11 protein-coding genes are annotated in these 13,263 nt (G+C 51.9%); 2 read left to right on the plus strand and 9 right to left on the minus strand.

Annotated elements, in window-relative coordinates:
* Positions 1-23 precede the first annotated feature (23 nt).
* Positions 24-536, plus strand: coding sequence for a hypothetical protein (locus N7E73_RS04850; RefSeq protein ID WP_432737901.1), 513 nt, complete (start codon positions 24-26; stop codon positions 534-536).
* Positions 537-766: 230 nt separating this feature from the next.
* Here the strand turns inward: N7E73_RS04850 and dxs are convergent, their stop codons facing one another.
* The 7 genes from dxs to ispG all read right to left on the minus strand — a co-directional run bounded on the left by dxs (position 767) and on the right by ispG (position 9,481).
* On the minus strand, positions 767-2,686 hold the full coding sequence (gene dxs / locus N7E73_RS04855) for a 1-deoxy-D-xylulose-5-phosphate synthase (RefSeq protein ID WP_432737902.1): 1,920 nt from the start codon (positions 2,684-2,686) through the stop codon (positions 767-769).
* A gap of 165 nt (positions 2,687-2,851) precedes the next feature.
* A complete protein-coding gene (locus N7E73_RS04860; protein WP_432737903.1) occupies positions 2,852-3,742 on the minus strand; it encodes a polyprenyl synthetase family protein in 891 nt (296 codons plus the stop codon).
* Positions 3,732-3,974: an exodeoxyribonuclease VII small subunit gene (xseB, locus tag N7E73_RS04865; protein ID WP_432737904.1), complete on the minus strand. Its 243-nt coding sequence runs from the start codon at positions 3,972-3,974 to the stop codon at positions 3,732-3,734. Before xseB ends, N7E73_RS04860 begins: the two co-directional genes overlap by 11 nt.
* A gap of 145 nt (positions 3,975-4,119) precedes the next feature.
* Complete coding sequence (locus N7E73_RS04870; protein ID WP_432737905.1) at positions 4,120-5,019, minus strand: M23 family metallopeptidase; 900 nt, start codon at positions 5,017-5,019, stop codon at positions 4,120-4,122.
* A 15-nt stretch (positions 5,020-5,034) separates the two neighbouring features.
* Positions 5,035-6,411 carry an exodeoxyribonuclease VII large subunit gene (xseA, locus tag N7E73_RS04875; RefSeq protein WP_432737906.1) on the minus strand — a complete coding sequence of 459 codons (1,377 nt, stop codon included), beginning with the start codon at positions 6,409-6,411 and terminating at the stop codon, positions 5,035-5,037.
* A 250-nt stretch (positions 6,412-6,661) separates the two neighbouring features.
* The gene (locus N7E73_RS04880) at positions 6,662-8,404 is read right to left on the minus strand and encodes a proline--tRNA ligase (protein WP_432737907.1); all 1,743 of its coding nucleotides are present in this window, start codon (positions 8,402-8,404) and stop codon (positions 6,662-6,664) included.
* Complete coding sequence (ispG, locus tag N7E73_RS04885) at positions 8,405-9,481, minus strand: flavodoxin-dependent (E)-4-hydroxy-3-methylbut-2-enyl-diphosphate synthase (protein WP_432737908.1); 1,077 nt, start codon at positions 9,479-9,481, stop codon at positions 8,405-8,407.
* Between the two features lie 205 nt (positions 9,482-9,686).
* Here ispG and N7E73_RS04890 point away from each other — a divergent pair, with 205 nt between their 5' ends.
* On the plus strand, positions 9,687-11,141 hold the full coding sequence (locus N7E73_RS04890) for an IS1182 family transposase (protein ID WP_432738836.1): 1,455 nt from the start codon (positions 9,687-9,689) through the stop codon (positions 11,139-11,141).
* A gap of 118 nt (positions 11,142-11,259) precedes the next feature.
* Here N7E73_RS04890 and N7E73_RS04895 read toward each other — a convergent pair whose 3' ends face one another.
* Positions 11,260-12,816, minus strand: a complete 1,557-nt coding sequence (locus tag N7E73_RS04895; protein ID WP_432737909.1) for a hypothetical protein — start codon at positions 12,814-12,816, stop codon at positions 11,260-11,262.
* 45 nt (positions 12,817-12,861) lie between these two features.
* Positions 12,862-13,206 (minus strand): hypothetical protein, encoded by a 345-nt coding sequence (locus N7E73_RS04900; RefSeq protein WP_432737910.1) that lies wholly within the window; start codon positions 13,204-13,206, stop codon positions 12,862-12,864.
* Positions 13,207-13,263 lie beyond the last annotated feature (57 nt).

A 13,263-nucleotide genomic window follows, 5' to 3' on the forward strand; every position in this document is an offset into this window, starting at 1 on the left:
ACACAATTTCACCGAGGACTGTCATGGATAATCTGAAAACCGTAACAATCGGTAAAGGTGTACCCGGAACAATCACGCTGCTTCAGAAAGGAGTGACCGTCCGCGCTGTTGCGGGCATGAGCATCCGCGAGTTTATGGAGGAAGTCATAGGGCTGAACCCGGAATATGCGGAAAACAGAGTCAGGACCATATTTCTCAACGCTTCTCCTGTGGATGACATCGACGGGGTCAAGATTCAGGACGGTGACTTTGTTTCCCTCTCAGGTGCCCTGCCGGGAATCTGCGGAATAGCCATGGGCCGGGACACGGTCATCAGCCCTTTCCGCACCGAAATCAGTGCCAAGGCCAGCGATGCCAGACGGGCTGGAGAGGCCAGCATTTTCCTGAAGCTCTTCAACCTCGTTGCAAGCGAGGCCGGACCGGTCCTGCTTCAGAAAGGGGTGATTGCTCAGGCCAGTGACGTGATCAACGCGCTTGGGGAAAATTCGCCGGAGGGGCTGAGAGCAGATGACGGACCGGTGCTGGTTCAAAACTAGCCCGTGTAACCTTTTTCGCTGACGGAATTGGACTACTGAGCCAAGTCCGGGCTAATCGGCAACCCTTAAACATATTTCCTGCACAGGCACTATTGATTTATTGCAAGTCTGACATGACAAGGCCCGTAATACCTTAAGGTATTACGGGCCATTCTTCTTTATAGATCCACGCCGGACAGGAGTTTTTTTAGACTTACCTTGTGTGGCTATACAAATCAATATACGGCAGCTTAATCCTTTTCGAGCAATTCCAGCATGGCTTTCTTCATGCCGGTGGTGTCGATGCCGAGTTCGCTGCGCAGTTCCTGCTGGGTGCCATGCTCAATGAACTCGTCGGGGATACCCAGACGCTTGATGCGGTGTCCGTCAAGAGCATCATTATCGGCGAGCACTTCCAGAACTGCGGAACTGAATCCTCCGGCCTTGGCGTTCTCTTCAACAATGAGGATCTTCTTGAAACGTGATGCCAGTTCAAGAATCTGCTTTTCAGGCAGCGGCTTGATGAAGCGGGCATTGAAAACAGCCACGGCCTTGCCGAACTCCTCGTCCAGCTCCTCAACGGCCTCGACGGCAGGCCATACGCGTGATCCGACAGTGATAATCACCCCGTCAAATCCGTCGCGCAGCAGCTCACCCTCGCCGATTTCAAGAATATGGGGATTCTCTTCAAGAATGGCTCCGATGCCTACACCGCGAGGATAACGCACCGCAGCAGGGCCATTGAAATCAATGGCGGTTGCCACCATACGGGCAAGTTCAGCTTCGTCCTTGGGAGCCATGAAAACCAGGTTCGGAATATGGCGCATGTAGGACATATCGAACACACCGTGGTGGGTGGCACCGTCCGCACCGACCAATCCCCCGCGATCAAGGAAGAAATTAACGTTCAGATTCTGCAGGCAGACGTCGTGCACAACCTGATCGTAGGAACGCTGTAGAAAGGTTGAATAAATTGCCACAGCAGGCTTGTATCCCATGGTGGCAAGACCGGCTGCAAATGTCACCGCATGCTGTTCACAGATCCCCACGTCAACGAAACGTTCCGGGAACTTCTCGCGGAAAGGACTGGTTCCGGTCCCTTCCGGCATGGCGGCGGTAATGGCCATGATCTTGTCATCTTTTGCGGCCAGCTTGCAGAGCGTGTTGCCGAAAACTTCGGTATAGGACGGCAGGCCGCCCTTGAATTTCTTGGCGCGGCCGGTTTCCGGCTCAAAGCTGCCCACACCGTGGAAATAGGTCGGGTTGTCCTCTGCCGGAGCATACCCCTTGCCCTTGGTGGTCAGCACGTGCACCAGCACGGGTGAATCAATCTTCTTGACCTGCTCGAAGACATCGACAAGTTCGTCGAGGTTATGGCCGTTAATCGGCCCGAGGTAGGTGAAGTCAAGGGACTCGAAAAGCATGCCCGGAGTGAAGAAGCTCTTGAAAGAGTCTTCGCCGCGCTTGGCGTACATGGCAAGATCGTCCCCTATTCTGGGAATCTGCTTGAGAAGGGATTCGAAATCCTTCTTGAAGCGGTTCATTACCGGATGGGAAAGCTTGCGGCTGAGGAATGCGGAAAGGGCCCCCACGTTGGTGGAAATGGACATCTCGTTGTCGTTCAGCACAACAACCATCTTGCGCTTCATCCCCCCGGCCTGGTTAAGACCTTCAAAGGCCTGCCCGGCGGTCATGGACCCATCGCCGATAACAGCTACACAGTTGCGTCCGTCACCTTCGAGATCACTGGCCACAGCCATGCCCAGCGCGGCGGAAATGGACGTGCTGGAATGGCCTACGCCAAAGTGGTCATAAGGACTTTCGGCCATACGCGGAAATCCGCTGATGCCGTCCTTCTGACGCAGGGTATGAAACCTGTCGTAACGTCCGGTAAGAATCTTGTGTGCGTAGGCCTGATGACCCACGTCCCAGACCAGACGGTCCTTATCAAAGTCAAAGCTCTTGAAAAGCGCAATGGTCAGCTCGATAACACCGAGAGAGGGAGCAAGATGCCCGCCGCCCTTTGATACGGTGTTGATGATACACTGCCTGAGCTCACTTGCGAGCTGATCCTGCTCTGCGCGGGTAAGATCCTTGACCTGCGCGGGATTATTTATCTTCTGCAGAAGAGGATAACTGCCACATCCGCATGAAACATCATTTTTGCTCATATTCCCCGAACCTCGCAACGGGTTATGCAACGAAAGAACACAGTTAAGCGGCCATGCTCCCACCCTGGCGCATCCCGTGAGGGGCGGGCGGACACATCAGTCGCTTAACACTGTTAACTTAGCGATCTATAAAACTTTTTTAAATCAGCAGAACCTTTCCGCCAATCAGTAAACTCTGTCTACAATGTACTGGGCCAGTTCGCGAAGGAAATCAGCCTCTTCCCCGGAATAAGGGGAAAGGAGTTCCACCGCTTCCTCAATGTACTTACGGGCCAGTTCCTTGCTCTCTTCAAGGCCAATCAGGCTGGGGTAAGTGGATTTTCCCAGCTCAATGTCACTGCCCACGGGCTTGCCCAGTGCGGCTTCATCGCCGACGATATCCAGAACGTCATCAACAATCTGGAACGCAACTCCGATCAGACGGCCGTATTCTTCGGCACGACGAACGTCATCTTCGGTGGCTCCGACACCTTTAGCCAGAATAGCGCCGGATTTACAAGCAGAAAGAATAAGTGCACCGGTTTTCATTGAATGCATGACCTTGAGTTCATCAAGGGTAACACCCTCGCGACCGGTGTAGCTGATGTCCACAGCCTGACCGCCTACCATACCGCCGGAACCGGCCGATCTGGCCATCAGGGCAATGGCCTCAATCAGGTCTGAGGCTGGAGCTTCGGCTTCCGCCATGAACCCGAAGGCCTCGGTAAGCAGTCCGTCCCCGGCCAGAATTGCAGTGGCTTCATCAAACTGCTTGTGGTTTGACGGTTTTCCGCGTCTCAGGTCATCATCATCCATAGCCGGAAGGTCATCATGGATGAGTGAATAGGTATGAATCATCTCCAGACTGGCTGCAAAAGGCATAACGGCCTCTTTCTTTGCTCCGAGCATTTTGGCCCAGACAAGAACCAGTACCGGACGCAGGCGCTTGCCGCCAGCCAGCAGGCTGTACTTCATGGATGCAAGCAGACCTTCGGGAATCCCGCGGTCATCAAGACATTCATTCAGGAATTTTTCAACATCTGCAGCGTGTACCGCGAGTTTCTCTTTAACTGTCATCCGCTATATCCTTATTTTCATCATTGATTTCAAAATCTTCAACCAGACCGTCGTTGACGATCCTGACTTCGTTGCGCGCACGGGCCAGCTGCCCGGCACATTCCCGCGACAAGGACTGTCCTTCCTTAAAAAGGGCAACGCCATCCTCAAGCAACAGGTCCCCTTTCTCAAGGGCTGCGACTATTTCTTTCAGCCTTTCAAGCCGTTCTTCAAAACTTCTTTCTTCTTTCAATTCATGCCCCCGGCGGCTGAACCGGAATCTTTAAGGGGCCGCAACATTATTCCATGAAAAAACAATTATCTAAGCCCCGGATCTTTTTTATATGATTCTGCAACTGCATGCCATACCGGCAAAAAACGGTTAGGCATTTACGGCTTTACTTTATGCCCAGCAGCTGATCTGTGTTTCTATAGAGCACGTAGGTCGGATCGACAAGCCTGCCCTGAACGCTCACACTCATGTGCAGGTGAGGTCCGGTCACCCGGCCTGTAGAACCGATGCCGCCAATGACCTGTCCTCTCTCCACAATTTCGCCTTCCTTAACATCTATTCTGGAAAGATGGAAATACATAGTTACCACCCCGTTGCCATGATCAAGATAAATGCAGTTCCCGGCGTAGTAATGATCACCCACAAGCACAACCCTGCCATCGGCGATGGCGGTAATCTCGGCTCCTTCGGCACCCCGGAAATCAAGTCCGCGGTGCGGATTCCTGGGCTTTCCGTTCAGGATGCGTTGTGCTCCGTACGGGCTGGACTGGCTGCCTTTGGTCGGGCGGGTAAAAGGCACAAACCATTTGCGCTCTGCGGACATGGTTTCCTTGGCGGCAGCAACTTCAACCCTGTCCTGGGCAATCTTATCCAGCACATCTTTGGGTGGAGTAACCATGTTTTCCGGCAGACTAAGCCTTTGAACCTTGTATTTCTTTTTTTTGACACGCACAGAACGACCCAGTCTGCGCTCTTTTCCATCCTCCACAACGGTGATGGAAAGCTTTGACTTACCGGTCTTATCAACCAGTACATCCGTTCCGAACATTGCCAGTGCAACAGACCGTCCTTTCCAGTTCCGTATCTCAGGCTTAACTTCAGTGCCCTTCCATTTAATGGAAACGGACTCCAGCCCGCTGTCGGAAGTGATCCTGACAAGAAAAGGTTCGCCAAGCCCCACGGATTCAGGATAGGCAAGATTGATTTTGGCAAATGCAGTGGACGCGCACAGCAGCATCAGCAGGACAGCAAACGCAGCAATTTTTATTTTTTTGATTTCAGTCATTTTAAGTGGAATTGATTATTCGGTTGTAACAGTTGCCCGTACTTCACCGGACCTCACCCGCACCCGGATAAGGTCGCCATGCACAACCTCTTTATGGTCACGCAGAAATTTTCCGTTCTTCTCTACCGTAACGAGCGAGTATCCCCGTTCCAGCGGCCCTTCAGGGTCCAATATCCGCAGTGAATTTAAAGCATTATCCAGTTCTGCTGTTTTTGCATCAAAGAATGCTGCTCCGGCCCGCTCCAGTCTTTCGGACAGCACTACGACATCCTGTTCCCGCCGCATGATCCGTTCCTCACCGAATGAGAACTCCAGCCTTCTGGACAACGAATCAAGTTCCAGCTGCCTGCCTGAACAATAACGTTCTGCAGCACGCCCAAGTCTTTGCCCCTCTTCAAGGAACGACTCCAGCAGTCGGTCGATGCGGCGGGAAGGAGAAAGCCAGGTCAGCCCCCTGCGCAAAGTTTCAAGCCGGGCTTCGCGCACCCCGATATAATTGTTAAAGCTCCGCAGCAGGCCGGTTTCCAGTTCATCGACAGTCTGCATGAGAACTTCACGGCGCGGCCAGAGTTCCTGTGCCGCATGACTGGGTGTGGCAACCCTCCTGTCAGCAACATAGTCGGCGATGGAGACATCAACCTCGTGTCCAACCCCGCACATAACCGGAACAGTGGACCGGAAAATCGCATCCGCAACCGGCTCCGTATTGAACGCCCACAAATCTTCCAAAGAACCGCCGCCGCGGATAAGCACCACAACCTCGGCCCAGCCGTCATCGCTGACCGTATCAAGGGCCTGGGCTATCCGGGCGGGGGCAAGATCACCCTGCACCAGCGTGGGGTAGATGCGAATCTCCGCCCCTGTGCCGCGCCCCTCGGCGATTTTCAGAAAGTCCCTTATCGCCGCTCCTGTCGGGGCCGTAACAACCGCCACCCGCTTTGGAGAACGGGGGATCTCCATCTTGCGGTCTTCGTCAAAGTACCCTTTCTCGGCCAGCTTTCTTTTCATGGCCTCAAAGGCCAGCTTCAGGTCTCCGACACCCTGTTCCTGCACCAGCTCGGCAATCAGCTGATACGCCCCGCGCGGCGGATAGACATTCATATGTCCGGCGCATAAAATTTCCATGCCGTCTTCAAGCTCAAGCGGCTCGCCTGTTTCCACCTCTCCTGTAAGGGGGTTGACCCTTTCCCCGTTTCCATCATCCTTACGCTGGTTGCCCTTGAACCAGACCACGGAAAGTCCGGCATCTCCATCAGTAAGCGTAAAATAAATATGCCCGGACGCAGGCCGGGCCAGATTCGTAACCTGCCCCCGCACCCAGATAAATGGAAACTCCGTCTCCAGCACATCCTTAACAGCACGGGTTATGTCAGTTACTGTAAATATTTTCATAATTTGATGCGCTACGCGCTTTTGATGACTTTTTTGCCTCCGGTGGCTTAAACCCTTTGCAAACGGGTTTAAGAATCCCAAAACCTTTCAGTAAGCTTCGCTGCTTCTCACGATAAAAATGTTCTTGAGGCAAAATAGATGATCGAAATATTTCAATCCGGGAAAATATTATTAAATCATTTCACTGCAGAAGAAGCTGGGGAAGGGGCAGATTTGATGCCCCTTCCCCGACTGCTGGAGGGCTTTGGCTCTAAGCCTCAAGCCCCCAGGACTTCCATATATCGGAACGCCATGCCTTGAAGGCTTCGATGAAACCATCAAGGGGCAGCTCTATCTTTTCACCGGTCTTACGGTTCTTGGCTTCAACAATGCCGTTCTTGAGTCCTTTGCCGCCGACAACAACCTGCATGGGATAACCGATCAGGTCCGCATCGGCAAACTTGACGCCGGGACGCTCGTTGCGGTCATCATAAGCAGCATCGATGCCCAGTTCCATGAGCTGGTTGTAAAGCTCTTCGGCCTTTTCATCAACGGCCTTGTCCTTGCCGCCGAGAGAAATAACACAGAGTTCAAAAGGAGCTATGGTCGGCGGGAAGATGGCACCGCTTTCGTCATTATTCTGCTCGATAGCAGAAGCCACGATGCGCGATACACCGATACCGTAGCAGCCCATGACCATGGTCTGGGTCTTGCCGTTTTCATCAAGGAAGGTAGCTTCCATGGCCTTGGAATACTTCTCGCCAAGCTTGAAGACGTGGCCCACTTCAATGCCCTTGGTGAATTCAATGACAGCTCCGCACTCGGGACAGGGATCGTTTTCGGTGATCACGCGCAGATCGGCAAATTTCTCGATCTTGCAGTCACGTCCGAGGGACAGGTGACGGATGTGGGTATCACCCTTGTTGGCACCTGCAATCCAGTCGGTGTCCACACAGAGTTCGTGGTCAGCGAAGATGCGTTCGATCTTGAGACCGACCGGTCCGGCAAATCCAACCGGAGCACCGGTCCATTCGCGGACCTGCCCTTCGGAGGCCATCTCGATTTCATTGCCGCCTACGAGGTTGCGCAGCTTTACGTCATTGAGTTCACGGTCACCGCGAACAAGAGCGGCAACAGGAGCTCCGTCAACAACAAAGAGGAGAGTCTTGACCAGCTTTGCCGAGCTCACTCCGAGAAATTCACAGACTTCCTCAACGGTGTGCTTGCCGGGAGTAGCAACTTCCTCGATAGCCGGGCACTCTGCATTGCAGGCACAGTCACCTTTGGGAGCGTGTATTTTGGCCTTTTCAAGGTTGGCTGCATAACCGCACTTAGCATCGGCACACACGGCGATGGTGTCTTCACCGGTATCGGCCAGCACGTGAAATTCATGCGAAAAATCACCGCCGATAGCACCGGAATCCGCCTGTACGGGACGGAAGTTGAGTCCGATGCGGGAGAAGGCTTTCTTGTATGCCTCGAACATGTTGCGGTAGGATTCTTCTGCACCGGCTTCGTCCTTGTCAAAGGAATATGCATCCTTCATGACGAATTCACGGCCGCGCATGAGACCGAAACGGGGACGGATTTCGTCACGGAATTTGGTCTGAATCTGGTACAGGTTGATGGGCAGTTGCTTGTAGGATTTCACTTCACCGCGCACGAGATCGGTAATGACTTCCTCGTGAGTGGGGCCGAGACAGTAGTCGCGGCCATGACGGTCCTTGAGGCGCAGGAGTTCCTTGCCGTAGTAGTCCCAGCGACCGGTTTCCTGCCAGAGGTCTCCGGGCTGGACCATGGGCATGAGCACTTCCATGGCACCGGCGCGGTTCATTTCCTCACGCACGATGGCTGCGACCTTGTTCAGGGATTTGAGTCCCAGAGGCAGGTAGTTGTAGATACCGCTGGTCAGCTTGCGGATCATGCCTGCACGCATGAGCAGTTTATGGGAAACAACTTCGGCTTCTGAAGGGTCTTCTTTCAGCGTGGGGATATAGTAACGGCTTAAACGCATTTATTGTCCTCTCTTTTCTTTCAGGAATATTTCGATTTCTTTCATGAATTCAGGCAGCAGGTTCTCGTCGCCCTTCACTTTGCGGATGACTTCTCCTTTACGGAAAATAATTCCGAGACCGCGCCCACCGGCAATGCCTATGTCGGCTTCGCGGGCCTCTCCCGGACCGTTCACAACGCAGCCCATGACCGCCACGGTAAACACGTCCTTTACTCCGCGCAGGTTATCCTCGACCTTCTGTGCAAGGTCAATGAGTTCTATTTCTGTACGGCCGCAGGTGGGGCAGGATACGATTTCTGGTCCGCGTTCGCGCAGTCCGAGTGAACGCAGAATTTCCCAGGCAACGCCCACTTCGGCTACAGGATCGTGGGTAAGGGATACACGCATGGTGTCGCCCAGCCCTTCCCAGAACAGAATGCCCAGCCCTACGGCGGATTTTACTGCACCGCGCACAAGGGTTCCGGCTTCGGTGATGCCCACGTGCTGGGGATAATCCACTTTCTCGGACAGCAGTTTGTAGGCTGCAATGGTATTCAGTACGGATGAGGACTTGAGTGAAATCTTGATGTCGTGGAAATTTCTCTTTTCAAGCAGGGCCACGTGCTCCAGCGCACTTTCCACCATTGCCTGCGGAGTGGGACCGCCATACTTGGCAAGCAGAGATTTGTCCAGTGACCCACCGTTCACCCCGATGCGGATGGGAACCTTCCGCTCCTTGGCGGCGGCCACAACTATATCAACCTTGTCTTCGCCGCCGATGTTTCCGGGGTTGATGCGCAGACCGTCAATTCCGGCCTCCATAGCCGCGAGGGCAAGGCGGTAATCAAAGTGAATATCAGCAACCAGCGGAACAGGGGAGCCCTTGCGGATCTGAGGCAGGGCCTTTGCAGCAGCTTCATCCGGCACGGCAACTCGCACAATCTCACACCCGGCTTCCGCCAGTGCGTCGATCTGGGCCCTTGTGGACAGGGCATCACGGGTGTCGGTATTGCACATGGACTGGACCCTGATCGGGTTGTCCCCACCGATGCCGACATTCCCGATAAACAGCTCACGGGTCTTTTTTCTATTAAGCATTTTTCACCTGAGTTATTCAGTTTCGCAGCCGATTCGAATCAGCGTGCGCGGTAGCATAATACATATTGGTACGGTAGCCAACCGTACGTTCAGGCCCTTAAAAAATCAATTCAGCAAAAAAATCCCGGACCGGAAAACCGGACCGGGATTTCAGATTGCTGACAAAGTCCTCGCCAAACGGCGAGGACTTTTTTATATTATTCACATGTTAAAAAACATTGAGCAAAAGCAAGTCACTATTGAATTGGTTACGATTGAAGAATTGGTTCCAAAAAACCATCTTCTTAGAAAAATTGATAAGTTTATAGACTTTTCCTTCATCCGCGAAGAAACAAAACACCTTTACTGTGACAACAATGGACGACCAGCAATTGATCCGGTTGTTCTTTTTAAGATGCTTTTCATTGGTTACATATTCGGAATTAGAAGCGAAAGGCAGCTTGTCAAAGAAATACAAGTCAACATGGCTTACCGTTGGTTTCTTGGGTTCGGTATTAAGGATAAAATACCTGATGCTTCAACCATAAGCCAGAATAGACGAAGACGGTTTAACGGGACTACAGTAGCTCAAGATATTTTTGATAATATTGTTTTGCAGGCCATTAAACGTAAAATGGTTGATGGTAAAACACTTTATACAGATTCCACACACCTGAAAGCTAATGCTAATACACGTAAATTCGTTGATAAAATAGTACGTAGCAACACCAAGTCATATTTAAGCGACCTTGATGACGCCGTGGAGGAAGATCGAAGCAACCACGGAAAAAAATCTTTGAAGCCTAAGCCTGCCTCGACTCCCGTCAAAAGAATCAAAGAGAGTACCACTGATCCTGACTGCGGTTTCATGTACAGAGAAGGAAAACCTAAGGGATTTTATTATCTCGACCACCGGACCGTTGATGGAAAATTTAATTTAATCACCGATAGTTACATAACTTCAGGAGCGAGTAACGACAGCGTACCCTATCTCAGCAGACTGGATCGGCAAATCAAGCGATTTGAATTAAATGTAGAAGCTGTTGGACTTGATGCAGGATACTTCACTGCTCACATCTGCAAGGAGCTGGAAGATCGGGATATTTTTGGTGCAATAAGCTATCGCAGACCCAACAAACGCAACGGTTCTATGGCAAAACGGTTATACAAATACAATCCAGAAGTGGATTGCTATGTGTGTCCGAGAGAGCATGAACTTCACTACAGAACGACCGACAGAGATGGTTTTAGACACTACTCATCATGTAAGAATATTTGCAAAAACTGTGATTTGCTTTCTCAATGTACAACAAACCAGAGATGCGTAAAAACCATCACCCGCCACGTCTGGGAAGACGCGAAAGAGCGAATGACGCAGAATCGTCTCAGTCCGCGTGGCAAAAGACTTTACAAACGCAGAAAAGAGACCGTTGAACGCAGTTTTGCAGATGCAAAAGAGCTTCACGGGCACCGCTATGCCCGCATGCGTGGGCTCTCAAAAGTTCAAGAACAAAGTCTCTTGTGCGCCGCCTGCCAAAACATGAAGAAAATGGCACTCATCCTGAGTGCAATACACTTATTTCTTTGTGTTTTTCAGCTGGATAAGACCCAAAAAAAAGCACATATACTTTTTAGGTCTAATTTTGCATTTGGACGAATAGATTTGGGGTTTTCAAATTAGATCGGGCAGAAAAGAGCATAAGAAAACCCCGCTTAAGAAAAAAAGCGGGGTTGGTCAGCAATCTGAAATCCCGGACCGGAAAACCGGACCGGGATTTTACAGTCAGGCAGGGGCAGGCCTATTTGCGGACGGTGTTCACATAAGACCTGAGTGATTGCAGCTCAACACTGGCCGGAGCAATCTCAAGCCCACGGTCAATAAGCTGTGCGGCCTGATCAAGCTGGTTCTGGCTGATCAGGTATCTTGAGTAGATTGTGTAGAGCTGTGCGCTTTCGGGAGCGTAACGAAGCCCGGCACTCAGAATTTCACCGACCCGGTCAATCCGGCCACGGGCCTGCTGGATATAGGCCATAAGGATAAACGGCTGGGGATCACCCTGCACTATTCCGTTCTCAATGGCCCTGTTGATATAATCCTTGGCGCTGTCGTAATCCTTGCGGGCAAAAGCTTCTTTTGCAGCATTCATGTTTGCGTCATAGTCTCCGCGCACAAAACCCTGAGCCGGAGTATCCTGAGTCTGCTGGACCTGAGCCTGCTGCTGGGGCTGCTCCTGAACAGCTGCAACTTCAGGTTCCGGCTGTTCAGGCGGCAGGGAAGCTATCTTCTGGTTAAGCGCGGCAACATCGAATGCAGGTTCACCGAAGAACGGAGCGTTCTTGAACACCACAATATAGAAATCAGCAGTCAGCGCAGGCGAGACTTTGCTGCCGTAAGCAGCAGCAATAGCGTCCATGGCTGCCCGGGTGCGTGCTCCGTAAACGCCGTTGGCCTCGATACCCTCAATGCCGTATGCGGGCATAAGCTGCTGGATCATCCATGTACGGTTGGGCTTGTCCTGCGCCTTGAAAATCTTTTTGCGGTCGCGGATGACCATCTGGTCCTCATTGGCTCCGTCAGTACACTTCCAGTAAGGAAGACTCATGTACTTGCCGAGAAGCTCAAGAACGCACATTTCTACAAGGGTTCTGACTGCGGCATGACGACCCTGCACCTTTTTCACGGTACCCTTTATACCGAACGACTGGCCGAACAGACTGAAACCGATATCGGACTCGCGTGCTCCCTTGTAGACCTTGATGGTGTTCACGGACTGAACCTGCGGAATCATGGCCATGGTGGCGAATTCAATCATATTCATATCAAGGGTGATGCTTGATACGGACTGCTTGTCGGAAATACCGGCATCCGCGCCGATAGCTCCGCCACCGCCGAACTGGGTTCCAAGGTCGGCACTGTCACCGGTAACTTCCGTTGACCGGTCATACTCGGTGATGCCGCCGCTGATGGTAACCTGCGGAGGAATAAGCCCGCCGGAAATATAGGCTGCGCTGTCCTGAATGTAGGTGGGGTCGTAGGGGACAAAACGGATTGCCCCGCCGATACGGTTAACCGCACTCTGCAGCATTTCGGTGATGTCCACCGGAATCTCCCCTGCACGGGAAGAAATGGACGTTCCGGTCTTATCAATGACCGGTTTGCTCTGTACATTTATGATGACGCCCGGAGAAAACAGCTCTGTCATTTCACCAAGCTTGTAAAGAGCGTCGGAATAGTTTGTTACTTTCTTCTCCGGGGGAGCCTTGGGCAGTTCCACCTGCATATGTTTGGCACCGGAACATGCCCCCAGCAGTAAAAGAACGAAAACAGCAGCCACAAATCTTACTTTTCTGATCAACTTACTCCCCCTATGGTCTCATGAAAACGCAAAAAACTTGTTATGCTAATTTCCCTGCATGATAGTAATATCTTTTGCATCCATCTGGATAATTACGTCACCGTGAACAGGACCCTGAAAAGTGGGACTTGCGATACTTGCCCCTCCTTCACCTGAACCGTCACTCTCTATATAGGTGTTTCCGTTCTTACCCTTATTTTTCTTTGCTGTATACACCTTGGCCTTTGCTTTTGCATTGTAGAACTTCATATTCGTCACCTTCTGGAGATCATTATCCCCGGTGACAATACCGTCTCCTTCACCGATGCCGTCATCATAGTCATCAGCCATTACCGGAATCGCCCCGATGACCAGAGACAGCATCAGGACAAGCAGAACAAACGGTCTCATGGCATTTCTCCGAAAAAAACGCCGGGAGCATTGCTCCCGGCGTCATTAGATTCAATT

The organism is Maridesulfovibrio sp. FT414, assembly GCF_050916235.1.
In the GTDB taxonomy this organism is placed as follows: Bacteria; Desulfobacterota; Desulfovibrionia; order Desulfovibrionales; family Desulfovibrionaceae; genus Maridesulfovibrio.

What these genes read in the sequence shown, in the direction of transcription:
- N7E73_RS04870 (WP_432737905.1), bottom strand. Translation starts at nt 5,019, where the DNA reads ATGACTGAAATCAAAAAAATAAAAATTGCTGCGTTTGCTGTCCTGCTG.
- N7E73_RS04890 (WP_432738836.1), top strand. Translation starts at nt 9,687, where the DNA reads ATGTTAAAAAACATTGAGCAAAAGCAAGTCACTATTGAATTGGTTACG.
- N7E73_RS04900 (WP_432737910.1), bottom strand. Translation starts at nt 13,206, where the DNA reads ATGAGACCGTTTGTTCTGCTTGTCCTGATGCTGTCTCTGGTCATCGGG.
- N7E73_RS04850 (WP_432737901.1), top strand. Translation starts at nt 24, where the DNA reads ATGGATAATCTGAAAACCGTAACAATCGGTAAAGGTGTACCCGGAACA.
- xseA (WP_432737906.1), bottom strand. Translation starts at nt 6,411, where the DNA reads ATGAAAATATTTACAGTAACTGACATAACCCGTGCTGTTAAGGATGTG.
- dxs (WP_432737902.1), bottom strand. Translation starts at nt 2,686, where the DNA reads ATGAGCAAAAATGATGTTTCATGCGGATGTGGCAGTTATCCTCTTCTG.
- N7E73_RS04880 (WP_432737907.1), bottom strand. Translation starts at nt 8,404, where the DNA reads ATGCGTTTAAGCCGTTACTATATCCCCACGCTGAAAGAAGACCCTTCA.
- ispG (WP_432737908.1), bottom strand. Translation starts at nt 9,481, where the DNA reads ATGCTTAATAGAAAAAAGACCCGTGAGCTGTTTATCGGGAATGTCGGC.
- N7E73_RS04860 (WP_432737903.1), bottom strand. Translation starts at nt 3,742, where the DNA reads ATGACAGTTAAAGAGAAACTCGCGGTACACGCTGCAGATGTTGAAAAA.